Source organism: Niallia yueguangensis (assembly GCF_052663115.1).
Genome location: NZ_JBQTCX010000013.1, coordinates 56,404 through 82,841 on the forward strand (window position 1 = coordinate 56,404; position 26,438 = coordinate 82,841).

A 26,438-nucleotide genomic window follows, 5' to 3' on the forward strand; every position below is an offset into this window, starting at 1 on the left:
ACATTGTCCAAAGAAAAAGGAATGGCTCTAAAAAAGCCATTCCTTTTTACTTATTTCGTAGATGCTCGTTCTTCTATACGGTGTGGAAGTACAACAATATGATCTTCCACTGTTTCTTTATTCATGTACTTCGTTAATAGTCGCATAGCTACAGCCCCAATATCATATAATGGCTGAACAATCGTCGTTAGCTGTGGTCTTACCATTAACGTAAGCTTTGTGTTATCAGAGCTGATGATTTCAAAATCCTCTGGAACATTATATCCCATATCCTCCGCTCCATGAATAACACCTATTGCCATTTCATCCGACCCAACACAAATTGCTGTAGGTTTATTCGGTAATTCCATCAATTTATCAAACGACTCTAAACCAGATTCATATGAATAGTCGCCTTCCATAACTAAATTTTCATCAAAGGCAATGCCTGCAGCTTCTAATGCTCTTTTATACCCAACAAGTTTTTCGTTTCGATTAATAGGCTCTTCTAAGCTCCCAAGTACAAGTGCAATGACTTTATGTCCTTTTTCAACAAAAGAAGTTACCACATCAAAGGTTGCTTGAGCATAGTCGATATTAACAGAAGAAATTTTCCCGCTTTCTTCTATACTTGCTGCAAGTACAATCGGAACTGGAGATTTTTCAAATTCCTGTACATGCTCTTCTGTAATATTGGCCCCCATAAACACAATGCCATCTACCTGTTTTCCTAACATTGTATTTAATAAATGGAGCTCCTTATCTTTATTTTGATCAGAGTTGCTTAATATAATATTGTATTTATACATCGTGGCAATATCTTCTATCCCACGCGCCAACTCCGCATAAAACGTACTGGAAATATCAGGGATAACCACCCCGACAGTAGTCGTTTTTTTGCTAGCTAAACCACGCGCTACAGCATTGGGTCGATAACCTAAGCGATCAATTACTTCTAATACCTTTTTTCTAGTTGCAGGTTTTACATTTGGATTACCATTAACTACTCTTGATACAGTAGCCATTGATACACTTGCCTCTCTCGCAACATCATATATCGTTATATTCATAATTATAAAACACTCCTTTTGTTCGTACATACCATCAGTTTATTTTGTTGCAAGTAGCTAGAAACTAATCATTTTACTTTGTCTTGATTTAGCTAATCTTGTCTAATTATGTATTTAATCATACGATAACGTTACAAATGCCGCAATGACAAGCTTTCATTTTTTTTCAAAAACATCTACTTTTTTTACTTTTTAATGTAATCACCCTCGCAGAAGTCTCGCAGATTCCTTCCTCTAAAAAACATGATCGTTTAACAGAGCCAAAGATAAAAAAAGCATAGGCTGATGATCCTCCAAACGTTTGGATAGAATCAAACCTACGCTTTTTTTCAAATCGCTCTGTTAAATTTCATTGTTGATTTATAAATGGTCAGGGAATCCACTCGCTTTCCAAATCAACATTATCGTTTAACAGCGCTTTTCATATAGATAAACTTATGCTTTTACAAACGGAGTTGCTTGAATGTTTTTATAAAATTCATCAAACTGGTTTAAATCCATTTGTTGTGCAGAATCAGATAATGCTACTGCAGGATCTGGATGCACTTCCGCCATCACTCCATCTGCACCGATTGCAAGTGCTGCTTTTGCACATGGCAACAGTAAATCTTTTCTTCCAGTAGAATGTGTAACATCAACAAAGACAGGAAGATGTGTTTCTTGTTTTAAAATTGGTACAGCAGAAATATCTAATGTATTTCTTGTCGCTCGTTCATACGTACGAATGCCTCGTTCACAAAGCATGATTTGATCATTTCCTTGTGAAATAATATATTCAGCCGCATTTATGAATTCTTCAACCGTTGCAGCTAACCCTCTTTTTAGTAGAACAGGCTTTTTCACACTTCCTACTGCTTTTAGTAATTCAAAGTTATGCATATTACGAGCACCAATTTGAATCACATCGATATAATCTAATGCTTCTTCAATATGCTCTGGACTAACAATTTCGCTGATTACAGATAAATCATATTCATCTGCTACACGTTTTAATATTTTTAAGCCTTCCACACCAAGACCTTGGAAATCGTATGGAGATGTTCTTGGCTTAAATGCACCTCCACGTAATAAGGTTAAGCCTTTTGCTTTAACCGATTCTGCAACTTTAGCAACCTGTTCATATGACTCAACAGAACATGGTCCGAATACAAACTTTGGAACTCCATCGCCAATTTTTGTTCCTTTTAAATCGATAATCGTATCTTCTGGTTTCTTTTTACGAGAAACTAGCAGCGCTTTGCTGTCATCATCTTGCTGCAATTGTAACCCAGCTTTGAAAATTTGTTTAAATAAATGAGCAACAGTTGCATTATCAAATGGACCGTTGTTTTTCTCTAAAATATTATCAAGCATTTTGCGTTCGCGTACCGGATCGTAACGGTGTGCACCATGTGTTACTTTTGTTTGGGCAATTTCTTGTACGAGTGCAGCTCTTTCATTAATTTTTTCTAGTATTTCTAAATTCACTTCGTCTACACGATTACGCAGTGCATCTAAATCTTTGTTACTCACTATTATCCCATCCTTTATCCTATGTCAATGCAGAAAAATTAATTTATATACACTTTCTATTTAAAAGGATTCCAAAAAGTCGCAAAGTTAAAGCCTCTAATCTCTTCGTTAGCTTGCTTCTAATTTGTTCCCTTTTTGAACACACACTTTAAACAAATTTTAATAATCTTTATCGACATATAAAAATATGTTACATTTCTTGTAATTGGGTTTATTATAAATCATCTTTTTTCCGTTGTCACTAATTTTCTTTAATAATTAAACGCTTTTAAGCGTTAAAGCATTGTAATATTTATTACTTCCTATCATTTCACTATTTTTAAATAATAAAGAAGGTGTCTTTTTGTCTAATAAAGAAAAGTTATTCGCTTTAGATATTGGTACTCGCTCTGTCGTCGGTATTATATTAGAAAAAGAAGAAGAAAATTATCATGTTTTAGAAATTCTTTCCGTTGAACATACAGAACGAGCTATGCTTGATGGTCAAATACATGATGTATTGGCGGTTTCTAAAATTATTCAAAAAATCAAAACGCAATTAGAACAAAATCATGGACCATTACACAAAGTGTGTGTTGCTGCTGCAGGACGTGCACTTAAAACAGAAAAATCTTCCTATTCTGTCAATATGGAAGGAAAACCAATGATGACGAAACAAGATATTTTACATATGGAGCTTACGGCTGTTCAAATAGCGCAAAGTTCTGTTGCAGAAAAAAATAATCGAGAAAAAAGTCAGTTTTATTATTGCGTTGGCTATTCTGTATTACGTTATGTATTAGATGATCAAGAATTAGGAAATTTACTGGATCAACAAGGAAATATGGCCACTGTCGAAATTATTGCTACCTTTCTCCCTAAAGTGGTAGTAGAATCTTTAATTGCTGCCTTACATCGTGCGAATTTAGAAATGGATGCATTAACATTAGAACCAATTGCCGCTATTAATGTACTCATTCCTCCATCCATGCGAAGATTAAATGTTGCACTAGTAGATATTGGTGCAGGAACATCTGATATTGCAATTACCGATTTAGGAACAGTTATTGCATATGGAATGGTACCAGTTGCTGGGGACGAAATTACAGAAGCAATAAGTGATCAGTATTTATTAGACTTTCCACTTGCTGAAGCAGCTAAAAAGGAGCTATCCAATCAAGATATCATTACCGTAACTGATATATTAGGATTTACAACGGAATTACATAAAAACGAGGTAATGGAGAAGATTTCTGTTGCGTTAGATAAGCTTGCGGACAGCATATGCAGAGAAATTCTTGCGCTTAATAATCAAAAAGCACCAAAAGCGGTTATGCTTGTCGGCGGAGGCAGCCAAACACCGGCATTACAGCAAAAAATTGCCGAGATGTTAGAGTTAACATCGAATCGAGTGGCCATTAGAGGGATGGATGCCATTACCAATTTGACGTTTGAAAATTCGATGATGAACGGTCCAGAATTAGTTACACCAATAGGGATTGCGATAGCAGCAGGAAAATCACCTGTTCAATATAAAACTGTATACGTGAATGAACAGCCAGTTCGATTATTTGAAGTAAATAAATTAACAGTCGGTGATTGTTTACTTGCCTCAGGTTTAAAATTGACAAAATTATATGGAAAACCAGGGAACGCCATGATTATCACTTTAAATAATCAAAATATCACCATTCCAGGCACCCATGGTCAAGCTCCGGTTATTAGCAGAAATGGTATAGAATGTTCCTTAGATGATACTGTTGAGAATGGAGAAGAATTAACGGTAAATAAAGGGGAAGATGGCCAGGCCGCAGTAGTGCAAATAAAGGATTTATTAGATGACTTAACAGAAAATATCATTAACATTAATGGTGAAAATCATAAGCTGCAAGCAACTATACGATGCAACGGCAAACCAGCATCACAAGAGACATGGATTCAAGACAGAGATGTTATAGAGTATAAACTTGCAGCTACTATTCAAGATGTCCTTCTTTCCCTGGAATTACATGATTTCCTTGCTGAATTAACACCATTTAAAGTAAAAATTAATGGAAAAGAAACTGTGTTCCCTGCATTTTCCGGAAAAATCCTACGCAACGGTATACAGGCTAAATTATCTTCTACATTTAATCATCGTGATGAACTAACGATAAAAAAGAGAAAGTCACCTACCGTCCAAGAGTTGGCAGAAATAAAACAAGTATTATTATACCAAGTCATCCCTATTACTTTTAATGGAAAAAAACTGACATTATCCAAGCAATTAGCTCAATTTAAAAGAAATGATCAAATTCTTTCCATGGAAGATAAGGTCTTTGATCATGATGACATTATAATAGAGCAAAAACCATTCGAAGGTTTTCTATTCCAAGATTTATTTGCGTACGTGCAAATAGATATGCCGAAAACAAATAACGGTACATTTGAATTAAAAAGAAATGGGAAAACGGCAACATTTTTAACCCCTATTAAAAAAGGCGACGATCTTGACATTATTTGGTCCGTTACGACATCATAAAGGCGGTGTCTGCGGGGCTTCGCATGTTGTAACAGCATCTGTTTACATTTCAAGTATGCGAAGCTCCGTCCCCTTTTCCTTCAATAAACTCCAGTATATCCTGTCGCATACTTTTCGGAGCTTCTTTTGTTGGCTTGCCCATGCGAACAAACATCTGAATCGTTTCTCCATGTAACGCATATTCCTGATGAATTTTATGATTCTGTTCTTTCATTTCTGGGTATTCTTCCAATACTTGACTAGGGGGCTGCATGACAAAGCCCATGCTGTGTGCAGTCAAAACAAGACGACTATAGATCATTCCTGCCTTCACCTGATTGCTTCTGCTATTATCTTTTGTCATAATCATCGCATATACTGGAGTGTTATTCACTCCAATCTGAGTGGACTTTACAAATAAATCAGCTGATGCTTTTTCATTATTCATAGAGGGAATAAGTGTCAGTAAGCCTTGCATTAGATGTTTTTTCATTCTCGTAATCCCTTGCCCTTCAACAGAAAAACCATATCGATATTTATTTTTTTGATACTCATTGGCACGAAAAATTTCTCCAGATTCTTTATTGATTCTGTGAATCTTAGATTCAATTTTTGCACCATCAATTGCAAATCGACCAAGATTTTTTACATTAGTATGATCCTGAAAAATCTTAATCGTAATACCAGCTTCATTACTCAGCTCATTTAACTGCTTGATTTGTTGATCAGTTAATGTAATATTCTCGTATTCAAATCTATTTGTATCCATCAAATAAAGATAAGGATAAAGTACATTTTCTTTTCTTTCCACTTTCTTTAAAGTAACTTTTGCTACAGGCTTTAGTTTCATGCTTTCCTTAATGTTCCGTTTATCATATTCTCCCTCAGGAAATAAGTCCAGACCTACATCATAGCCATGTTCTGCACCTGCTATTTTCACATATTCTAAAAAAGTCCCTTGAGAGATTAGCGTTTGTCTTGCATATGGATCGACTTGTTGTACTAGCTTTTTTGAATCCGCATACAGGTAAAATACATTCGGATTTTCTTTATCAAGTCGGATGATCCACGGCTGCATGTTGTGACCGCTAGCCGCTAAAAGCCCTTGTGATGCTAAACTTACTCTAGGGTCATCAAATTGTGATGCATAGCTTTTTTTCCATGGCTCTAAATATTTAGGTGTTAAAAAAGCACCGCTAACTATTAAGATTGTAAAAAATACAATTACTAGAAAAACCGACAATGATATGGTAAGAAAACTTATTTTTCTTTTCACCTTTTTCATTTCGTTTCTACCCCTTCTTTAATTTTGAATGGATCTTATTAAAAGCTCTAATGCTTCAGGAATCAAATCTTCAGAATTTTTTTGATGATAATGTTTAAAATAACTCTTCTTTCTCTTTGTCATCGTAAATACACCTACGATACATGACCATAAAATGAGGGCTGTATTAGTCAAATCTAAATTCTTACGAATATGCTCTTCCGCTACTCCCTCCTTTAATGCGTCAATCAAAAATCCAAATACTTTCTCTCCCAAAGCATAACATTCTTCCCTAGAATGATCTGGTATACCATTGTCAAAATCCTTTTCCCCGTTTTCATATTCAACGATTGCTTCAAAATAATCGGGATACATCTTGCTAAACTGAAAAAGGATTCTTCCCATTTTTCGAATATAATCTAGCGAGTCACCAACCTTTTTGTTCTGCCATTCTTTTTCTAGCATTTCTATTAATAGTCTGTAGCCTCTTAACATTATTTCAAAATAAATTTGTTCCTTGCTATTAAAATAAACATACACCGTTCTTTTACTAAACTCTGCTTCTCTCGCTACATCATTCATCGTTGCCACTGAATATCCCATTGAGAAAAAAACTCGTTCAGCAGCATCAATTATATCGTTTCGACGAATTTGTTTTTCTTTCTGTTTTCGCTCATTTATTCCCATTTAACACACCCATTCATCTATGTGCAATTAAGTAAACCCGAAGTTTACTTAATTGCATTATAAAACATATAATGACGATTGTCAGTAAAATTTTGTCTTTTTCATCTAAAAAAAGGCTCTGTTAAACGATAATGTTGTTTATAGGAAGGGAATCTACGAGACTCCTGTGGAAAAACGGGCTGGCAAGACCCCGCAGTGAGGTACGAGCGAGGAGGCTTGCCAGTTCGTCCGCGGAAAGGGAGTGGATTCCCTGACCTTTTGAAAATCAACAATAGAATTTAACAGAGCAAAAAAAAACGGATTCCCCAAATCGTTTAAAAACGTCTAGGGAATCCGTCATTTTTTATTTATTCGTATTAACAGCATCTGTTAAAGCATCAACGGTTATATTACGGTGAGATGCATTCCAAACGACATCATTATTTGAAAATAACAATACTTGTGGAGACTCATGCTTAATTTGATACGATTCTGCAATATGATTGGATAATGGTCTTGAATCCTGTACAGCTAAATAATAAGCATTAACATTTTCATTAGCTTCTGTAAATTGCTGATATTCATCAAAAGCAGCTTGGCTAATCGGACATGTTAGACTATGCTTTAACAGCAATACAGATGAATTATTTTGTACTTCTTTATCGAATTCTTCAATTGAATTTATTTTTTTCATTTTCATTCCTCCTAAGCATGTATTAAGAAAATTAGCAGTTTTTTTCTACGATTATTGATGGTATTTACTTTCTGTTTCGTCGAATGCTTTTTTCGTTTCTTCAAGCTTTTGCTGAATTTCATCATAACTAGTTTTTATTGGCTCTTCTACATCTTCACTTGCAGATGCTTTTTCACTATCATTCTTCACTTTTAACTTACTCATTAAATCATTCGAGTGCTTCGACACAGTTGTACTTAAACGGTCCGTTTTTTCTTTTGCTATACTTATAAAATCTGAACCTTTTTCCTTTACTGTACCGGAAAGGTCGATCCCTTTTCCTTTAAACTTATTAGCCTGTTCATTCACATCATTTATTAACTCTTTCCCTGGTTTAGGAGCAAGAAATAAAGCTGCTGCTGCACCAACAACACCGCCTACAATAGCACCTAATAAAAAATCTTTTGTACTCGTGTTTTCATATTCTTTTTTCATAATATGACCTCCTCCATTTATCCTGTTGTTTAATTCGTTTTACGTTTTGCCATCTCTCTGCGAGAATTCCACTGATCTCTAATATTCATCGCAATATTACTCCACTGAACAATTTGCGAAATTTTATCTTGGTTTTTTTCTAGAGTTGTTTCGACATTATTTGTAATAGACTGAACAGACTGATTAAATCCTCGAACAGACTCCCCTACACCCTTAACCGCATCTACTACGCTGTTTAAGCTTTCAGATTTTTGTTGAATATCTGCTGCTAAATGATTCGTTTTTTCAAGCAGCACAGTCGTTTCTCTTGTCACACCATCAAGCTGTCTTTCAAGGCCAGATAATGTTTTGGAAACACTATCTAACGTAATATGTAGGGATTTTAATGTTTTGGCCAGATAGATGACTAAAACAGTAAATGCAATTGCTATTAAAGCAACACTCCAATATAAAATATCAATCATAATGATTGCACCTCCACTTAGTACCATTACCAGTTTTACCATTTTTTCAACCATGACTTTATTATAGAGAAAAATGAAAAGAGAAACAAATATTTGTCCATTGAGTTACTTTGTCTTTGTTTGTACCTGCTATACAAAAATAATAAGGGGCTGAACCAATTTTATACCAATTTTTTTGTATACGATGAGAAGGTTTACCCTGGATAAATCTTCTGCTTGTTGGTTATTATTATTTAAGAAAAATATTTTTTCATGTACAATAGTACTATCGTATACATATTTTTAATTTTGGAGGTACATATGAAGGATCCACGAATAGAACAATTGGCGAAAAATCTTATTCAATACTCGATACAGTTGCAAAAAGGAGAAAAAGTGCTAATCGAAAACTTTGGATTGCAAAAAGAATTAGTAAAAGCGCTTGTTAAAGAAGCTTATGCAGTTGGTGGCTATCCTTTTGTTTCTCTAAAAGATAATGAAGTCAACCGAAGCCTATTATTAGGAGCTCAAGAAGAGCAATATGAAATGATGGCAAATTTCGAAGCAAATGTGATGAGTCAAATGGACGCATATATCGGTTTACGCTCTGGTGATAATATTAATGAACATGCCGATGTACCTGCTGAAAAAATGAAAATAGAAGGAAGCACAATCGGTAAAAAAGTACACCGAGAAATTCGAGTACCAAAAACAAGATGGGTAGTATTGCGTTATCCAAACCCTTCTATGGCTCAGCTAGCTAAAATGAGTACGGAAGCATTTGAAGATTTTTATTTTGATGTATGTAATCTTGACTACGGCAAGATGGATAAAGCGATGGACGAGCTTGTTGCCTTGATGAATAAAACAGATAAAGTGAAAATAACGGGACAAGGGACTGATTTAACTTTTTCCATTAAAGATATTCCTGCCATTAAATGTTCTGGGCAAATGAATATTCCAGATGGAGAAGTTTATACTGCTCCAGTCCGTGATTCTGTTAATGGTCAACTGACATACAATACTCCTTCTCCTTATCATGGTTTTACATTTGAAAATGTATCCTTAACTTTTGAAAATGGAAAAATTATAAAAGCAACAGCCAATGATACTGACAGATTAAATAAAATTTTAGATACTGATGAAGGCGCAAGATATATCGGAGAATTTGCTATCGGTGTTAATCCATATATTCTACACCCGATGCAAGATATTTTATTTGATGAAAAAATCGATGGAAGCTTCCACTTTACTCCTGGACAATGCTATGATGAAGCTTTTAATGGGAATCATTCCACTATACATTGGGACATGGTAAATATACAGAGACCAGATTACGGTGGGGGCGAAATTTATTTTGATGATGTATTAATCAGAAAAGACGGCAGATTTGTTATTCCTGAATTAGAGCCACTTAATCCGGAAAACTTAAAATAAGAACAAACTGGCAAAACTAAAAGCTTCAACAAAAAATCCACGTGGAATTTTTCCCAACGTGGATTTTTTCTTAAAGAAGTAAAACTTTTCTTTATACAAACGATTTTTCATAAGCTTCTTGGAACTTTTGAATATCTCCAGCGCCCATAAAAATAATAACCGCATTTCCATGTGTTTTTAATGAATAAATCGTCTCTTCTGAAGTAATGTTGCTGCCTGGGATTTTCTCGGCTAAATCATGAATGCTTAATTTCCCATGATTTTCCCTGGCGGAACCAAATATTTCACATAGATAAACAGAATCAGCTAAGTTTAAACTATCAGCAAACTCATTTAAAAAAGTTTGTGTTCTTGAAAATGTATGCGGCTGAAAGACTGCCACAATTTCACGATCCGGATATTTTTGTCTTGCTGCTTCAACTGTTGCTTTGATTTCTGTTGGATGATGGGCATAATCATCAATGACAACTTGCGAGCCTATTATTTTTTCTGAAAATCTCCGTTTCACACCTTGGAAAGATAGTAATCTTTCTTTCACAATGTTTGCATCCAAGTTTTCGTAATGGCTTAATGCAATAACAGACAGTGCATTTAAAATATTGTGATCGCCAAATGTTGGGATGGAAAAAGTATTGTAGTACGTATTTCGTACATATACTTCAAAAGTTGTTCCCTCTGTCGTTTTCACCACATTTCTCGCCTGAAAATCATTTTCATCGTCAAAACCGTAAAAAACAACTGGGACTTTTGCTTGTATCTTTTGAAGTTGTTCATCATCACCACAGGCAAAAATTCCTTTATTCACTTGCCATGCCATTTCCTGAAATGCAGAAAATACATCATCAACATTCGCAAAATAATCAGGATGATCAAAGTCAATGTTTGTCATGATCGCATAGTCCGGAAAATAAGACAGAAAATGTCGTCTATATTCACATGCTTCAAATGCAAAATATTCTGCTCCTTTTATGCCTTTTCCAGTACCATCGCCAATCAAATAAGCAGTGGGCTTCGCACCTTTTATTACATGGGAAAGCAATCCAGTTGTAGATGTTTTCCCATGAGCTCCTGTTACAGCAATACTAGTAAATTGTTTCATAAAATCACCTAAAAAACGGTGATAACGAAGAATTGGAAGGCCTAGCTTCATTGCCTCCTCCACTTCTTCATGTGTGTCTGGAAAAGCATTTCCAACTATTACATTCATGCCTGGACTTATATTCTCTTTATTAAATGGAAGAATAGTTATTCCAGATTGTTCTAAAGCTGCTTGTGTAAAAAAAGTCTTTTCTACATCAGATCCTTGTACCTGTAAACCCATATCATGCAGAATTAGTGCTAATGCACTCATTCCTGACCCTTTTATACCTACGAAGTGGTAAATAGTCATATAAAGAACCTCCAACTATCGTATATCTGTTAAACAGTATATGACATCAATCTTTAATTTGCTCATAGCATCCTTTTTCGCTATGTTAGCTGTAAGATGATTTAACTTTTTTTTCCTGTTGTATTCGCATTTATTCATTATACCATCTTTTATAAAGAAAAACTATGCAACAATTTTTATCATCCTCAAATTAACTTTCACTCTCACGTTTCCCCCGTTATTAACGGGCAAAAACAGGCTACATTTGAAATAAAACTTGATGTGAATGATTTTATTATACATTTTCTTGCATTTGAAGAAATTCTCCTTCTGTAATTAAAACATCTCGAGGTTTCGTACCTTTCGCTTCTGAAATAAACCCTTGTTTTTCCATCATATCAATTAATCTTGCGGCACGATTATAACCGATTTTAAACCTTCTTTGCAGACTAGAAGTAGAAGCTCCCCCTTGTTCAATAATAAATTCACAAGCTTCGTAAAATAACTCATCTTCTTCTTCTGTCATTTGTACCTTTTTCAGCAGCTCTTCTTGTTCAAATAAATATTCTGGTTTTTGTTCATTTCGTACATGACGAACTACATCATCTATTTCTTCATCGGAGACAAATGTTCCTTGCAATCGAACAGGCTTAGACGTACCATTTTCTAAAAAAAGCATATCTCCTTTTCCTAATAGTTTCTCTGCACCACTTATATCAATAACGGTTCTAGAATCAATCTGTGATGAAACAGAAAAGGCAATTCGGGTTGGCACATTTGCTTTAATAAGTCCTGTAATAACATCTACAGATGGTCGTTGTGTTGCAATAAGCAAATGAATCCCACAAGCCCTCGCTTTTTGTGCAATCCTGCTTATCGCCTCTTCCACATCAGCTGGTGCCATCATCATTAAGTCGGCTAACTCATCAATAACAATCACAATGTATGGTAGCTTGTCGGAATAACGCTTATGCTCTTCTGCCAATTGATTATATTTCGTTATGTCCCGAACACCTGAATGCGCCAGCAATTCATATCTGCGCTCCATTTCTTCAACCGCCCACTTTAATGCAGCAGTTGCAGCTTTCACATCTGTAATAACTGGACTGGCTAAATGAGGAATATAATTATACGGAGCGAGTTCCACCATTTTTGGATCGATTAATAACAGCTTTAATTCTTCCGGCTTTGATTTATATAATAAACTAACTAGCATCGTATTAATACACACACTTTTTCCAGAGCCTGTTGCACCTGCTATGAGCCCATGTGGCATCTTTCTTAAATCGGTCACAATCGGCTTCCCTGCAATATCTAATCCCAACGCAACGGTTAAAGGAGAAGCGGATTCTTTAAAAGCAGCACTATTTATGATTTCACTTATTAACACTGGTCTGCTTGAATGGTTAGGCACTTCAATGCCAATAGTGTGTTTTCCAGGAATAGGTGCTTCTATACGAATATCTTTTGCAGCAAGACTTAGTTTGAGATCATCGGAAAGATTCGTGATTTTACTTACCTTTACGCCTGGTGCAGGCTGCACTTCATATCTTGTTACAGAAGGTCCTTGCGTTACATTTACAACTTTTGCTTGCACATTAAAATTTGTAAATGTATCGTCTAACACGCTTGTTTGTTCTTGTATCCAATCATCGTTTTCTACTTTCATGATTGGTGGATGCAATAAATTTATTGCTGGAAAAGCATAATAAGGGATATCCATCTCTTCTATTTCAACAGGACGTTTTTCAATAGACTGTTGTTGTATCGATTTATTGGCTGAATTCTCTTCTAACTTCTTCTTTTGCATGTATTGTCGATCTTTATTTAACATGAGAACATTAAAAGGAAGTGGGCCACGTTTAATAGATGTTCCTTTTGGCTTAATCTCCTCAGTGTTTGTACAATTTTCTTTCTTATCACAAACATCATTCGAAGAAAGCATAATATTTTCTTTTTCTACTATTTCTACGATACTATCTTCTTCTGTTAATTCCGTTGAAGTAGGGTCCTGTTGCAAGATAGCTTCTTCTATTTCCACCGCCTCTTCTAGCAATCTATCTGTTGACTGTTCCATTTCTTCTTGGACTTCTTCTGTTATAACAAAATCATTTTTAGGATCAGTTTGCACCAAAATGTCTGCTTCTTCATCATCAAAAAAAGATTGCTTTTCATCTACTTTTTTGCTTATCTCTCTTTCTAGAGATACATCATCCTGTATCTGTAATCCAGCCGATATTTCCTCTTCAAACAACAGGAAATTTTCTTCTTGTTTATCTTTATCTTGTATAGAAGCGACATATTCCTTTACTGGTGCCACTATTTCCTTATTATTTTGGGTTTTTCCTTTTTGCACCGGTCTATTATATCCATATATAGGAGAGATTGTTTCTGTTAATCGAAACGGTTTTTTTATTTTATTCAGATTCTCCTTAGGAGTAGTATTTTTTAAGACTGGTTCATTTTGTGGTTGTTTCCTCTCTATATTAGATGTTTGAGAAACCGGTCTATTTCGTTCTTTCGTAAACTCTCGTTGTCTGTTTTCTCTTCTATTTTCTTCCGTTGTGTTATCTGGAATAACCGGGAAGCGAAACTTTCCTTTTGGATATTGATAAATAACCTTCGAATCGATTTCCTTTTTCCATTCATTCGAAGGGGCAGAATCCTTTTCTTCTATATAGGATTCCACTTGGTCCAATTCATTTGGATTATCTTTTATTATCTGTTTTAAAACTTTTTTGAACCAATTCAATTTAAATCACTCTTTCTGTACATTCTCTTTCCAATATTACCAATAAAAAAAGCAAATGGCGTACTAATTTTCATTTACTTTATTCCTTTATCGTACCATATTTTACGATTTTTTTATCATGATTCTAAACATATAAGAAAAGCGCAGGCGCCGGAGCTAGACACTAAACTAGGTCCGAAATTTTATGCTTTCTTATCTTTTTAAAAAAAGGATAACTTCCAAAAAAGTTTTTCCAAAAAGCAGGATGTATGACGCAAGAAGAATGTTTCTTCATGGAATACAACCTGTTTTGATAAACGATTATTGGAAGCCACCCTCATTTTAGTTCTCTTATATTACATTTTATTTTCAAAGTAAAATCTATTTCATTAAACTTTATAGACAAATTTTATTTCTTTTCTTGCTTTTTATTTTTACCAAGAATAAAAATAGGCTCTAAACTGCCTTCCTCGTATAAAAAGGATAATGCCGTTATAGGCACTCGACCACTAGCAAAAAAGCTCATTGTCATTTGCGCTAAAACATCATAGCCCGTATCATTTTGAACATCCGCTATAATTAATACGTCTTGATGAGGAACTGCAATCGCCATCGTTCCTTTTATCTTTTCACTCATTTCCTTTAAAAAAGCATCATTTAGTATTCTGCTTGCATCATATCCATCGTTGCTGTTAAGAAAATAAAAACGATTCCCCGCCACCGTATCTTCTTTTAGTACGGTCGATAACGATCTAGCATTAAAAAGGGCAATTTCTTTTATTCGATGATGCTCCCAATTTTCCTTTTTCATTAATTGTTCATCAATTAAACGGTATGTTGTCCCCATATCCAACGCATAATAAATTCTTGTTTCAGCTGTATGCTCATCTGTTACGAAAGGAATTTCTTCCTTTGATTGCACAGGGAAAGAAGTAGAACGAATAACAGGAAAAATATTCTTTTCTTTTCCTTTTAATTCCGTATCTTGTTCTATTGCCTGCAACCCTTGCTCAATATAATAAACTACTTCATCTACCGCCTTATCCTTTTCCACTTCCCATTTGGCAATAATACCTGGAAGTGTTACGGTTACACCTTTTCCAGTTTCTTTACTCTCGATGCGAATTTGATCTTTTTTGGCATCAAAAGTAAACGTCCTATCGCTTGTATCTAATCTTGTTTTTAATAACTCTTTCATTTTTTTACTATTCATTTTCATTTATGCACCATTCCCCTTTATAAGTTGGTGTCTAATAACACTATATAAAAATTTCACCAATACGATTTTTAGAAACACTTGTTTATTATAAAGGCTACATCCCTTGTTTTCAAAAGATGTAAGCAAAAAAAAAGCAATACCTATGAAGTACTGCTCTTTCCTACTATTTTTTATGATAACGATTCAATAAATTTTTCTATCTCTTCTTGTGTTTTGCGATCCTTGCTGACAAAGCGGCCTAATTCTTTTCCGTTTTCATAGGCAATAAAACTTGGAATCCCAAAAACATCTAATTCTATACAAGTATCAATAAATTTATCTCGGTCAACATGAACAAATGTGTAATCACTATATTTTTCTTCCACTTCTGGCATAAAAGGTTCAATAAAGCGGCAATCCCCACACCACTCTGCTGAAAAAAGAAATATATGTTTTTGATTACTGTTTTGTAAATCCTTTATCTCTTCTTGTGATTGCAATTCTTTCATTTCTGTTTCCTCCCTAACCATGCATTATTATCTTTTGATAGTATCAAATTTTTTTCTTACTTCCTAATAAAATGCTCCAGCTAATTTTGGATAGAAAATCTTACTATTGCTTTTACAATAAAAAAAACAAAACACTATTTATACAATAACCATCATATCAATTAGCATCTTCCTTATTATTGCCTTGTCCATTATTAGTGTTTATCTATTAAAAAATATTACAAAAGCAGCAACTGAGCTTAATCAAATTTCCAATGAACTTCACAATGAAGTAAATCATTTTAATTTACAAAACGATTCTGACTATGATAGTATGACAAGTTTTTCGCCAAAAAAAATAAATTTCTTATCCGCTTTAAAAAAGCTTATTTCCACTAAAAATAAAGCTTTCCTCCAAAGATAAAACGCAAAAATCATTGATTATGCAACAAAGGCTGTCCAAATTGGACAGCCTTCTCTCTTTAACCTTATTTTTTATGTTTAAAATATTCATACTGTCCAATTAATACATGAATGACATGCAAAAACATGGAAGTACGCGAGACTTTTCCATTTGTTAAAATTCCAATAGCACCCTCATGATGACGGACATTATGCTTATTGGCATATCGATCCATAACCGGCCCCAATTCTTCTCCTGCCAATAAATATTCCGCCAATTCACTAGGCAGAGGCAATCGTGCACCTCCAACTATAAAGGACTGCCCCTCTTTTGTAACAAGCGCTCCCCAATTGCATAAAAGCAAACCATCCTTTGTGCGATGCACACCACCTTCCAAGCCGATGCCAACATCGCCATTCCCTTCAAGAACTGCGCCTTTGGCTCTATTTATCGCTCCTTGAATCGTTTCTTCATCCGAAAACGGCTGTTCCCTTACACCAGAAGAAATATTTAATGCAAGGAAAGTCGTATCTTCATATGATTGAAAACCTTCCTTTACTGCAGACACTTTTGCAGGATTTTTTGTACCTATACATATTTTCATCTTTCATTTCTCCACTTTATTACAGCGATATAATTGAATCGACTGTTGCTTTATCGGTTGATTTTACAAGGTTGATTAATAATTCTTTTGCCGCGGCATAATCATCAATGTGAATAATAGATGCACTTGTATGTATATATCTAGAGCAAATTCCAATTACAGCACTTGGAACCCCTTCATTAGACAGATGCACTCTTCCTGCATCCGTACCACCTGGTGAAACAAAATATTGATATGGGATATCATTACTTTCTGCCGTATCCAAAACAAATTCTCTTATTCCTTTATGCGTTACCATTGTTCGATCAAATATACGAAGAAGTACACCTTTTCCAAGCTGGCCAAACTGCTTTTTATCCCCAGATGTATCATTTGCAGGACTGGCATCTAATGCGTAAAATATATCTGGTTTAATCATGTTTGCTGCAGTTTGAGCACCTCTTAGGCCAACCTCTTCTTGAACAGTCGCACCAGAATATAAATTATTCGGTAGATCTACTCCTTGCAGCTCCTTCAGCAATTCAATCGCAAGACCGCAACCATAACGATTATCCCATGCTTTCGCCATAATTTTCTTTTTATTTGCCAACGGAGTAAAAGGACAAATCGGCAAAACTGCCTGCCCTGGTTTAATGCCAATCGATAATGCATCCTCTTTATCATCTGCCCCAATATCAATTAACATATTTTTTATTTCCATCGGTTTATTGCGCTGTGCTTCATCTAAAAGATGGGGAGGAATAGATGCAATAACCCCTATAATTGGTCCGTTATAAGTCATTACTTGCACTCGCTGTGCTAATAATACTTGATTCCACCATCCCCCTAAAGGCTGAAAACGCAGCATGCCGTTATCTGTAACAGAGGTTACCATAAATCCAACCTCGTCCATATGCCCTGCTACCATTACTGTTGGATCGTCTTCTTTTCCTTTTTTGACGCCAAAAATACTACCAAGTTTATCTTGAATAATTTCATCGCTGTACAAACTTAATTGTTCACGCATAAAATGGCGAACTTCATGCTCATTTCCAGAAGCACCTCGCAGTTCCGTTAACGTTCGAAATAACTCTAAAGTTTGTTCATTCATCTTTACAGCTCCTTCTTTCCTATGATTTTTATGTATATCTTTTTAAACTATGATGAGTCAGAAAAGTGCATGCGCCTTGCTCAGCGCCGAAGCTAGACAGTTAGCTAAGTTGAAAAATTTTATCCTTCTTAGCTTTTTAAAAAAGGTTATTCTATTTTTAGTAACCGTAGGAAGTTATCCTTTATTTTACCGAAATATTAAATTGGTTACCACTATTTGCTTTTTTAGACCAATAGCATATATGATTTTTATTGTTTTATTCACTTGTCTATACAATTTTGGCTATAATAAAAGAAGGGAAATGGAGGGAATATCATAATGAACTGGAAGTCTTTTTTAGCAGGAATTGGAGTCGGCATCACGACTGCTTATATTGCAACAGAAGTAGTCGCAAAAAACAATTCCCTTTCTAGCGATGATGTTTTAAATATGGTAAAAAAACAATGGAAAGAGCAAGCTCCAATTACAGGTTCTTGGATTAATATGCAAAAGGAACTTTATGAACAAGCTAATGCTTCTTACTATGTGTATAAAGGCGGCATTACCACAAAGAAACAAAATGGAGTGGAACAGATTGAATTTATTGCCGACAGTAAAACAGGTCGTATTCTGGATTATCATCCGATTACTGACTAAGAATAAAAAACAGCTCTTTTTTTTGTTTGGAGAAGCGTTCGCTCGACTCCTGCGGGAAAGCGAAGCAGGCGAGACCCTTCAAGAGTGCAGCAATGCGAAGCTTTTAATAGGGTTTATTTTTAAGGTAAGACACCCATGCTAATAAAATTCGCACCATGGCGCATGGAAAGAAGCAGTCTTCACATTTATAGCGCAGAGCAGCGTGAATACACGAAGACTCCTGCGGGAAAGCGAGACAGACGAGACCCTGCAGGAGCGTAGCGACGAAGCGGCTCGACGCTCGCTAAGCAAGAAGCGTAGTGTATTCACACTGCGGAACTTCTTTTCATGGTAGCCTAATTCTAAAAAAAGAACTATTTTTTATTTCAAATAATCATTTCGACATTTTGCTATTTATTAAAAAACTGTCTGCAATTTTCCCATCAACATCCCACTTCAATGCACGATATACAGCATCATGATAAAAAGTGAACCAAACTTTTTGTTCCACTCCCCATTTTATCCATTTTTGTTTTTGGCTGATAGAATCCAATGGATAATCATCATATGCTGTTACCCATAGTACATTTTGATGGGCATGTGTCGGCAATATGTCTCCCATATGTAAACAGATTTGTTTCTCATCCTTAATGATTAGTATGGAGTGGCCATCACTATGTCCGCCCGTATGGATAAGCTGAAACGGGCCAAATGTCCATTCTTTTTCAAAGGTTTCTACTTGATGTTCAATCGCTTTCCAGTTTTGTTCCCAATACGTATTTTTTGAACGAATATTCGGATTTTTCATTTCGTTCCATTCTTTTGCAGAAGTAATAATTTTCGCATGAGGAAATGTTGATGTATAAGATTCACCTTTTAAAGTGGTCAATCCACATGCATGATCAAAATGCATATGTGTCATTAGGACATAATCAATATCTTCAGGAACAAGCCCCAATGTTTGTAATTCTATTTCCAGTTCTGACTCTTCTGTTACTCCGTAATTTCTAAGCTGTTTTTCTGTTAATTTGCCTTTTCCGATTCCTGCATCAATTAAAAAGTTTTTCCCATTCCATAAGACAAAAATCGGATCTGTTCGAATTTCCACTTGATTTTTTTCATTATATGTATACTTTTTAGACCATAACGGTTTTGGTACGACACCAAATATTGCACCACCATCCATCCCCGTATTTCCACCATTTAACCAAGTTAATGTAATCGTATCTAATTGTAAAGAATCCATATTTAGTCTCCCTCCATTCGTTTTCATTATACCCAATAAAAAAACGAGTATCTATAAAAGGTACCCGTCCATCTAATACTAATTATTTATTGAAATTGAACTTCACTTCGATATATTCTATTTCCTTTATTAGAAAATTTCTCTTCATATTCCGTCATAATATTCGCTTCGAAATCACTTCGATGAAGATCAAGACTAATATACTTCAACAATAAACCATATTCTGAAAAACTTTGTAATGAATACTCAAACAACCCTTGATTATCTGTTTTAAAATGAATTTCTCCATTTTTGACAAGAATTTCTTCATATGTTTTTAAAAATGTTTTATACGTTAATCTTCTTTTTTCATGCCTTGTTTTTGGCCAAGGATCAGAGAAATTTAAATAAACACGGTCTACTTCTCCATCAGCAAAAAATGTGGTTAAATCAGCTGCATTGCTATTCATTAATTTGACATTAGGTACATCTGCTTCAATTAATCGATCTAACGCAGATACAATGACACTTTCCTGTAATTCAATTCCGATATAATTAACTGTTGGATTTGCTTTTGCCATTTCGCTGATAAAACGGCCTTTTCCTGTTCCAACCTCTATATGAATGGGTCCTTCTTGTTCAAAAATATGTTGCCATTTCCCTTTATTTTCTTCAGGATTTTGGACAACATATTGTGGATATGAACTTAGCTTGTCCTTCGCCCATGGTTTATGTCTTAATCGCATTTTGACTCTCCGTTGCCAAAACCTTATAAAAATCTATAAAGTTTGTTTATTTCCCTGTTCTTCGTGCCCAATTTTGCCGAAGCTACTTTCGTTTGATATGACACTCTGAGGGCGTAAATTCGGATACAACGAACCCTACATATTAGCAAGTAACGTTTTGGTGTTAATTTGCTAATTGATAATGTGACAAGTTGATAGATGCATTCAAATCCCTATCCACTATAAGACCACAATCACATTGATACACTCGGTCAGATAGCTTTAGGTCTTTTTTAACACTTCCACAACATGAACACATTTTAGAAGATGGATACCATTTATCAGCCTCCACAAATTCAATGCCATGCTTCTCACATTTATACTGGATTTGCTGTTTGAATTCGTATAAGCTTTGTTTGGCAATCGCTTCTGCCAAATATTTATTCTTCATCATTCCTTTAATATTCAAGGTTTCCATTACAATTCGATATGGTTTGGTTTTCACGATATCGTTTGTCGTTTGATGAAGATGATTGGTTCTGATATTCGATAATCTTCTATATAGGTTCCGCACTTTCCTTTCGATTTTTATAATGTTGCTGGTTTTGACGAAACGGTCTCCCTCCTTATTCATCTCATATTTCCGAGAAACTTGACGCTGTAACCTGCGAAGGCGTTTCTCTGCCTTCTTTACTGCTTTTGTTTTGCTAATACTTTTAAATTTTCTACCATCTGAACATACTGCTAGTTCTTTTACACCTACATCAATTCCAAGTGAAACATCTGTTAATTCTGTTGGTTGTGTTTCTTCTTCCATCCCTACAGACAGATACCAGTACTTACCATCAAAATTGATTCTTGGGTTGAAGTACTTTACACCTATTGGCAAAAGTTCAGATGTTTTAATCCAGCCAACTTTTTCAATTAATACTTTATTCTTTTTGACTTTTAACTTGATAGGGTCATTATAAAAAGATGGTTTTGATTTCTTCCTGCTTTTGAAACGTGGTTTATTTGCTTGATTATTAAAGAATTTCTTATACGCATCACAAGCATCTTTAATTGCTTGTTTTGTAATATTATTTGATACATCATACAACCAAGCATATTCTTCCGTTTGTTTTAAAACAGTCAATTCTTTACGCAGGGTATCATTAGATATAAATTTACCACCGTTCTTATAATGTTCTTCTTGTTTCCCTAATGTCCAGTTATACGCCCAACGAGCTGTTCCTGCTGAATTCCAAAGCTGATGTTCCTGCTTCTTAGTTGGTTTTATCCTTATTTTCTTTGCAAGGATCACTTTCCATCAACTTCTTGTTTTAAACTAATGGTACAATCCCCTTCTATCACATGATGTAGTTTGAAAGTATTTTGTTTATCCCATTTACTTAATGTCTGTGCTGTTTTTCCTATCCATTTAGTAAACTCATCTATTGAATAGTATCTCATTTATATCACCTCTTAGTTTTATTATAAAAATAAAGAATATAATAAAATAAGAAGTTTTTATGAACTTTTATAAACTACCTTTAACTGTTCTTTTGCCTTCTTCCACTTATCGTTCAAACAATAACATGCTTCTAAGTTTCATGCAAGTCCCTTTTTTTCCCCATTAAAATAAGCAAGGATAATTTTACAAATAATAAAAAAGTATAAAGAAAAAAAGAATTCACAACCTATAAGTGAATTCCTTTACTCGTAAATTTGAATTTGCAACCCATTTTATATGAACCTGCAGAAAGGGTGTTTAAAGCATGCCAATCAATCATGAAGATCAAATAAATTTATTAAAAGATATTTTAAATAATCATCAATCTGATTGTTGCGGATCTGTTTCCGAATGTGAACAATTAGAAAGACTCATTACTTCTTTAAAAGAAAATGGAAATATCGATCAAAACATTCTTCCAACATTGGAAGAAATCCATCAATACAGTCAAAAAGGAATTCAATCTTCCAATATTAATGATCATATTGGCTCTTACCAAGGACAGCTTTCACAATGGGTAGATAATATTAATGCATTATCTTAATTAATCCATATCATGTAAGAACTGAATCCATTTTTCCATTTCCGTAAAGCGAGCTTTCTTTTTATACCATTGAATAGAGTTAAGTGTTTGAGCAACAACATACCATTTCATTCTAAGCAGCAACTGCTCGTTTAGCTCATATCCATATTTCGTCAACCAATCTTCCCATTTTTCTTTCGGAATATACCAATACAGCAGCATCCCTACATCAATCGCCGGATCTGCAATCATAGCTCCATCCCAATCAATCAAATACAACTGGTTGTCTTCTGACAGCAGCCAGTTGTTATGATTTACATCACAATGACAAACAACATGCTCTTCCATTTTCATAAAAGGCAAATTTCTTTCTAAATAATGGATGGATTCGCTAATGATAGGCTGATTTAAAAGTTCTTCATCTAACTCCGCATTAATCACTGCAAAAATCATGCTTGGCAGCAGAGATGTTTTACCGAGTCTTTTTAACATCTCTAATAACGGCTTAGAAGTATGAATTTTTTTTAACAGCATCGCTACCCGTTCATCCGTCATATCAGAATGACTAAACTCTCTGCCAATAAGCCACTGTTGAGCTGTAAATACATCTCCATTTTCAAACCTCTTTGTCCAAACAAGTTTTGGGACAATTCCTTCTGCAGATAACACAGCTAAGAAAGGAGATGAATTTCTCTTTAAAAATAATTTTTGTCCTTTATTTTGGGCAAAAAATGCTTCACCTGTTTCTCCGCCTGCAGGGGTTATTTTCCATTCTTGTCCTAATAAATGTTCCAAAATTGTTCACCTACTATATATTATGCTCCCTAGTTTGATAGGGTTAAGGAATCCCTGTTTGAATCTTTTGTACCCTATGTTGTAGGAAGAACAAACAAAAATGGTGTGTCTTATTAAGAGGTTGTTCAAAAAGTCCAGGAACCCAAGCTTGCACATCTCTTCATCCAGTGGCACTTCAGTCCTCGTCAATGTACCACCTACGCTCGAAGCTTATGACTTCCACACCTCGACCTTCTCCGCTCTGTTTACCTCTTTTTTGAATACGCACTATAAAGCACCATTTTATACATCATCAATAAGTAAAATTACACTATGTCATCCATGATTAATCATCTTTTTTATGAATAAAAGTAAAAAAACAGCTATTCAATCAGTAACTGAAAACAATAGCTATCACTTTAAATATTATCTCTTTTTTCATTTTATAGTCAAGTGAATCTGTTATTTAATATTATTTTTCAAAAATTTCTTTTTATTTAAGATGATAATTTTCCAATTACTGTAACGCTAATAGGATAAATAATGATCTTTTCATCTATTTCCATCGGATTATGATCATATACTCTTTCGTCTTCTATCAGCTTTTTCCATTTTCCAGATGGGGCAGGGCATTGGACTTCGTTATCATTTGCATTAATATAGACAATGATTTCTTTCCAATAACTAAATTTCTCTATATTCTCTAATTTATATTCGATCACGTCATTAGACGTTTGGGAAATTTTTATATGCTTTCTTATTTGTTCAGCTGTCTGCATACGAAAGGCACTATTCGCTTTTCTAAATGCAATAATCCCTTTTATATACTCCACATTTTTTCGGTACCTTATCATTCGATCCCAATCTAACTGATTAATATTATCTGGTGATTGATAACTATTTTCCACTCCTTGTTTTGTACGGAAAAATTCTTGGCCACTGTGTAAAAAAGGAATTCCTTGACTTAGCAGCACAAGGGTAGTCGCTAATCGATGTTTTTTCTGCTTTTTTTCCTCTAACAAATCTGGAAAAGAAATATTAATTTTATCCCATAATGTGTGATTATCATGTGACTCGACATAATTAACCGTTTGATCCGGTTCTGAGAAGAGACCATCTAAAGGACGCAAAAGACCAATACTGCCAGACAATAATTCATCGATGTTTTGTTCCACTCCACCTAAAGCAAACCCTTTATGACCTAATTGAAACGTGCTTCCCTTTATCTTATCTCTGAATCGATCGTTAAATTGTGCAATACGAGGCAGTTCTTTTTGATTAAGAATAATCGCTTTTTGCGATTCTGGCAGAGCGGTTTGTAAATTCCACCCTTCGCCAATTATTAAGAAATTTGCATCATACTGATCACAAAGCTTACGAATTTGGTTCATCGTTGCAATATCCAAAATACCCATTAAATCAAATCGAAGTCCGTCTACCTTGTATTCCTCCAACCAATACCGTACTGAATCCACGATAAACCTTCTTACCATTAACCGCTCTGATGCGATGTCATTTCCTACTCCCGTTCCATTCGAGGGCATGCCAAATGCATCATAGCGGAAGAAATAGCCGGGAACGATTTTTTCGAAAGAAGACTCTTCTTTTTTGTACACATGATTATACACCACATCTAAGATGACTCTTAATCCTTGTTGCTGAACTACTTGAATCATCGTTTTTAATTCATCAATTCTAGCATAAGGATTGTGGGGATTCAGCGAATAGCTGCCCTCGGGCACATTGTAATGGGATGGATTATAGCCCCAATTGTATTCTTTTACGTCTTTAAGTTCATCGATCTCTTCAAAATCATGAACAGGAAGAAACTCTATATGTGTAACACCTAGCTCCTTCACATAAGAAAGTCCTGTTATGTCACCTGCATCCGTTGTTGTATGCAGTTCTGCCGCTCCGAGATAAGTTCCTTTCATTTGAACGCCACTGTTTGCATGAATCGTAAAATCCCTGATATGTGTTTCGTATATAACACTATCGACTATGTGTGTTAATGGAGGTAAGCTTGGCTTTATTCTCATTGTTTTTGACAAATCAACAATTGCCCCTTTTAATCCATTCGCACTGACTGCAACTGCATATGGATCAACCGCTTCTCTCCATTCTAAATTGATCAGAACGAGATAAGTGTAATAAAAGCCCTCCAATTGTTCCGCAACAGTAGTCGTCCACACTCCCTTTTCTATTCGAATCATGTCTATTTCTTTTCTTTCATCAACTGTTTTTTGTGGGTCTTGGATGATTAATTTTACTTGTTGAGCGGTGGGAGCCCATAAAGAAAAATCACATTTATCAGGAGAATAATCTACACCTAAAGGTCCAGAATAATAAAAAAGTTCATCAAATTCCTTTGTTCGAATAACCGCACCAACCTGTAAATCTGTCTTTCCTTTATGTTCATCTTCAATCACATAGTTTTTCCCTATCTCAACATTAACCGGAACTTTGCATATGTATTTCAAAAAGTCCTTTATGCTTTCTTTTGATTCAATAGATATGGAGATTTTTCTATTGTCCTCTATTAGGAAAAAACAGGTTGATTCGCCGCTGTGATAAGAATAAGGAAGTAAAATCGTAATACTGGTTAGTTCATCTAAATAAGCAAAAAATGTACGCTTTATCGATAACAACAGCTTCAACTCCTTTAGATATAACCTAAATTCTTCATATTGGAACAAAAACCGAATTTTTTCTGTTTAGTTTTTCCTCTTAGGAGAAAGACTACTGTTTTTTAGTAAGGCTGTTTTCGTGTAGATTGTCGCTTTTAAACTCGCAGCCCGAATACACTTCGCTTTCCGTGGGCGAGCGTCAAGCCTCCTCGTCGCATACGCTGAGGCCACTGAAAAAGTGAATGCTATAAAATATAGGTAATGACAATCCAAGCAACGAAGAAGTTTTCGTTCGTTTTTCCGAGGCTTACCACACGCTTTCCGCGGGGCGAGCGCCGAGCCGCTTCGTCGCTACGCTCCTGCAGGGTCTCGCCTGTCTCGCTAATCCCGCAGGAGTCGTGCGGACGCCTCTCCTAACCAAAATGATGGTCGTTTTCAAACTCTCTATACCATTTTTACCCTAATAAATTTAAGTGTTTCACCTATAATTTATCTAATTAAACACTTTTTCAGTGCCGTCGCATACGCTCCTGTGGGGTCTCGTCTTTCTCGCATT

22 protein-coding genes and 1 pseudogene are annotated in these 26,438 nt (G+C 35.1%); 4 read left to right on the top strand and 19 right to left on the bottom strand.

Going from position 1 to position 26,438, the window contains the following annotated elements; translation table 11 throughout:
• Nucleotides 1–50: 50 nt before the first annotated feature.
• Both ccpA and ACTYA4_RS13380 read right to left on the bottom strand, forming a co-directional pair.
• Complete coding sequence (gene ccpA / locus ACTYA4_RS13375; protein ID WP_443482317.1) at nt 51–1,049, bottom strand: catabolite control protein A; 999 nt, start codon at nt 1,047–1,049, stop codon at nt 51–53.
• Between the two features lie 435 nt (nt 1,050–1,484).
• Nucleotides 1,485–2,561, bottom strand: coding sequence for a bifunctional 3-deoxy-7-phosphoheptulonate synthase/chorismate mutase (locus ACTYA4_RS13380; protein WP_443482316.1), 1,077 nt, complete (start codon nt 2,559–2,561; stop codon nt 1,485–1,487).
• 343 nt (nt 2,562–2,904) lie between these two features.
• Here ACTYA4_RS13380 and ACTYA4_RS13385 point away from each other — a divergent pair, with 343 nt between their 5' ends.
• Nucleotides 2,905–5,061 (top strand): cell division protein FtsA, encoded by a 2,157-nt coding sequence (locus ACTYA4_RS13385; protein ID WP_443482315.1) that lies wholly within the window; start codon nt 2,905–2,907, stop codon nt 5,059–5,061.
• Between the two features lie 49 nt (nt 5,062–5,110).
• On the opposite strand, the gene ACTYA4_RS13390 is transcribed toward ACTYA4_RS13385, so the two are convergent.
• The 5 genes from ACTYA4_RS13390 to ACTYA4_RS13410 form a co-directional block, all read right to left on the bottom strand.
• Nucleotides 5,111–6,325: an Acg family FMN-binding oxidoreductase gene (locus tag ACTYA4_RS13390; RefSeq protein WP_443482314.1), complete on the bottom strand. Its 1,215-nt coding sequence runs from the start codon at nt 6,323–6,325 to the stop codon at nt 5,111–5,113.
• Nucleotides 6,326–6,343: 18 nt separating this feature from the next.
• Nucleotides 6,344–6,991, bottom strand: a complete 648-nt coding sequence (locus tag ACTYA4_RS13395) for a TetR/AcrR family transcriptional regulator (protein ID WP_443482313.1) — start codon at nt 6,989–6,991, stop codon at nt 6,344–6,346.
• A gap of 343 nt (nt 6,992–7,334) precedes the next feature.
• Entirely contained in the window at nt 7,335–7,664 is a 330-nt protein-coding gene (ytxJ, locus tag ACTYA4_RS13400; RefSeq protein ID WP_443482312.1) for a bacillithiol system redox-active protein YtxJ, read from the bottom strand.
• A 51-nt stretch (nt 7,665–7,715) separates the two neighbouring features.
• On the bottom strand, nt 7,716–8,138 hold the full coding sequence (locus tag ACTYA4_RS13405) for a YtxH domain-containing protein (RefSeq protein ID WP_443482311.1): 423 nt from the start codon (nt 8,136–8,138) through the stop codon (nt 7,716–7,718).
• A 29-nt stretch (nt 8,139–8,167) separates the two neighbouring features.
• The gene (locus ACTYA4_RS13410; protein ID WP_443482310.1) at nt 8,168–8,644 is read right to left on the bottom strand and encodes a DUF948 domain-containing protein; all 477 of its coding nucleotides are present in this window, start codon (nt 8,642–8,644) and stop codon (nt 8,168–8,170) included.
• A gap of 258 nt (nt 8,645–8,902) precedes the next feature.
• Between ACTYA4_RS13410 and ACTYA4_RS13415 the strand changes: the two genes are divergently transcribed.
• Nucleotides 8,903–10,018, top strand: coding sequence for an aminopeptidase (locus ACTYA4_RS13415; protein WP_443482309.1), 1,116 nt, complete (start codon nt 8,903–8,905; stop codon nt 10,016–10,018).
• Between the two features lie 91 nt (nt 10,019–10,109).
• On the opposite strand, the gene murC is transcribed toward ACTYA4_RS13415, so the two are convergent.
• The 6 genes from murC to ACTYA4_RS13445 form a co-directional block, all read right to left on the bottom strand.
• Nucleotides 10,110–11,408, bottom strand: a complete 1,299-nt coding sequence (gene murC, locus ACTYA4_RS13420; RefSeq protein WP_443482308.1) for a UDP-N-acetylmuramate--L-alanine ligase — start codon at nt 11,406–11,408, stop codon at nt 10,110–10,112.
• A gap of 274 nt (nt 11,409–11,682) precedes the next feature.
• The gene (locus tag ACTYA4_RS13425; RefSeq protein WP_443482307.1) at nt 11,683–14,139 is read right to left on the bottom strand and encodes a DNA translocase FtsK; all 2,457 of its coding nucleotides are present in this window, start codon (nt 14,137–14,139) and stop codon (nt 11,683–11,685) included.
• Between the two features lie 388 nt (nt 14,140–14,527).
• Nucleotides 14,528–15,331: a DUF1444 domain-containing protein gene (locus ACTYA4_RS13430; RefSeq protein WP_443482362.1), complete on the bottom strand. Its 804-nt coding sequence runs from the start codon at nt 15,329–15,331 to the stop codon at nt 14,528–14,530.
• Between the two features lie 176 nt (nt 15,332–15,507).
• Nucleotides 15,508–15,825, bottom strand: coding sequence for a thioredoxin family protein (locus ACTYA4_RS13435; protein ID WP_443482306.1), 318 nt, complete (start codon nt 15,823–15,825; stop codon nt 15,508–15,510).
• A 467-nt stretch (nt 15,826–16,292) separates the two neighbouring features.
• A complete protein-coding gene (locus ACTYA4_RS13440) occupies nt 16,293–16,811 on the bottom strand; it encodes a DUF84 family protein (protein ID WP_443482305.1) in 519 nt (172 codons plus the stop codon).
• A 19-nt stretch (nt 16,812–16,830) separates the two neighbouring features.
• On the bottom strand, nt 16,831–17,901 hold the full coding sequence (locus ACTYA4_RS13445; RefSeq protein ID WP_443482304.1) for a M42 family metallopeptidase: 1,071 nt from the start codon (nt 17,899–17,901) through the stop codon (nt 16,831–16,833).
• 318 nt (nt 17,902–18,219) lie between these two features.
• On the opposite strand from ACTYA4_RS13445, the gene ACTYA4_RS13450 reads away from it, so the two are divergent.
• Nucleotides 18,220–18,537 (top strand): PepSY domain-containing protein, encoded by a 318-nt coding sequence (locus ACTYA4_RS13450; RefSeq protein ID WP_443482303.1) that lies wholly within the window; start codon nt 18,220–18,222, stop codon nt 18,535–18,537.
• Between the two features lie 373 nt (nt 18,538–18,910).
• Here ACTYA4_RS13450 and ACTYA4_RS13455 read toward each other — a convergent pair whose 3' ends face one another.
• The 4 genes and pseudogenes from ACTYA4_RS13455 to ACTYA4_RS13470 all read right to left on the bottom strand — a co-directional run.
• Nucleotides 18,911–19,762: a YtnP family quorum-quenching lactonase gene (locus ACTYA4_RS13455; protein ID WP_443482302.1), complete on the bottom strand. Its 852-nt coding sequence runs from the start codon at nt 19,760–19,762 to the stop codon at nt 18,911–18,913.
• Between the two features lie 86 nt (nt 19,763–19,848).
• Nucleotides 19,849–20,487, bottom strand: a complete 639-nt coding sequence (trmB, locus tag ACTYA4_RS13460) for a tRNA (guanosine(46)-N7)-methyltransferase TrmB (protein WP_443482301.1) — start codon at nt 20,485–20,487, stop codon at nt 19,849–19,851.
• Nucleotides 20,488–20,650: 163 nt separating this feature from the next.
• On the bottom strand, nt 20,651–21,769 hold the full coding sequence (locus ACTYA4_RS13465; protein ID WP_443482300.1) for an RNA-guided endonuclease InsQ/TnpB family protein: 1,119 nt from the start codon (nt 21,767–21,769) through the stop codon (nt 20,651–20,653).
• A gap of 47 nt (nt 21,770–21,816) precedes the next feature.
• Nucleotides 21,817–21,918: pseudogene (locus ACTYA4_RS13470) on the bottom strand (IS607 family transposase); the annotation flags it as partial.
• A gap of 305 nt (nt 21,919–22,223) precedes the next feature.
• On the opposite strand from ACTYA4_RS13470, the gene ACTYA4_RS13475 reads away from it, so the two are divergent.
• Nucleotides 22,224–22,502, top strand: coding sequence for a YtzH-like family protein (locus ACTYA4_RS13475; protein WP_443482299.1), 279 nt, complete (start codon nt 22,224–22,226; stop codon nt 22,500–22,502).
• Here ACTYA4_RS13475 and ACTYA4_RS13480 read toward each other — a convergent pair whose 3' ends face one another.
• Complete coding sequence (locus ACTYA4_RS13480) at nt 22,503–23,276, bottom strand: phosphotransferase (RefSeq protein WP_443482298.1); 774 nt, start codon at nt 23,274–23,276, stop codon at nt 22,503–22,505.
• 476 nt (nt 23,277–23,752) lie between these two features.
• Nucleotides 23,753–25,903, bottom strand: a complete 2,151-nt coding sequence (gene pulA / locus ACTYA4_RS13485; protein WP_443482297.1) for a type I pullulanase — start codon at nt 25,901–25,903, stop codon at nt 23,753–23,755.
• Nucleotides 25,904–26,438 lie beyond the last annotated feature (535 nt).

Coding starts and splice junctions, on each gene's coding strand:
- ccpA (WP_443482317.1), bottom strand. CDS start 1,049: ATGAATATAACGATATATGATGTTGCGAGAGAGGCAAGTGTATCAATG.
- ACTYA4_RS13390 (WP_443482314.1), bottom strand. CDS start 6,325: ATGAAAAAGGTGAAAAGAAAAATAAGTTTTCTTACCATATCATTGTCG.
- ACTYA4_RS13395 (WP_443482313.1), bottom strand. CDS start 6,991: ATGGGAATAAATGAGCGAAAACAGAAAGAAAAACAAATTCGTCGAAAC.
- ytxJ (WP_443482312.1), bottom strand. CDS start 7,664: ATGAAAAAAATAAATTCAATTGAAGAATTCGATAAAGAAGTACAAAAT.
- ACTYA4_RS13405 (WP_443482311.1), bottom strand. CDS start 8,138: ATGAAAAAAGAATATGAAAACACGAGTACAAAAGATTTTTTATTAGGT.
- ACTYA4_RS13410 (WP_443482310.1), bottom strand. CDS start 8,644: ATGGTAAAACTGGTAATGGTACTAAGTGGAGGTGCAATCATTATGATT.
- ACTYA4_RS13415 (WP_443482309.1), top strand. CDS start 8,903: ATGAAGGATCCACGAATAGAACAATTGGCGAAAAATCTTATTCAATAC.
- murC (WP_443482308.1), bottom strand. CDS start 11,408: ATGACTATTTACCACTTCGTAGGTATAAAAGGGTCAGGAATGAGTGCA.
- ACTYA4_RS13430 (WP_443482362.1), bottom strand. CDS start 15,331: ATGAATAGTAAAAAAATGAAAGAGTTATTAAAAACAAGATTAGATACA.
- ACTYA4_RS13435 (WP_443482306.1), bottom strand. CDS start 15,825: ATGAAAGAATTGCAATCACAAGAAGAGATAAAGGATTTACAAAACAGT.
- ACTYA4_RS13440 (WP_443482305.1), bottom strand. CDS start 16,811: ATGAAAATATGTATAGGTACAAAAAATCCTGCAAAAGTGTCTGCAGTA.
- ACTYA4_RS13445 (WP_443482304.1), bottom strand. CDS start 17,901: ATGAATGAACAAACTTTAGAGTTATTTCGAACGTTAACGGAACTGCGA.
- ACTYA4_RS13450 (WP_443482303.1), top strand. CDS start 18,220: ATGAACTGGAAGTCTTTTTTAGCAGGAATTGGAGTCGGCATCACGACT.
- ACTYA4_RS13455 (WP_443482302.1), bottom strand. CDS start 19,762: ATGGATTCTTTACAATTAGATACGATTACATTAACTTGGTTAAATGGT.
- trmB (WP_443482301.1), bottom strand. CDS start 20,487: ATGCGATTAAGACATAAACCATGGGCGAAGGACAAGCTAAGTTCATAT.
- ACTYA4_RS13475 (WP_443482299.1), top strand. CDS start 22,224: ATGCCAATCAATCATGAAGATCAAATAAATTTATTAAAAGATATTTTA.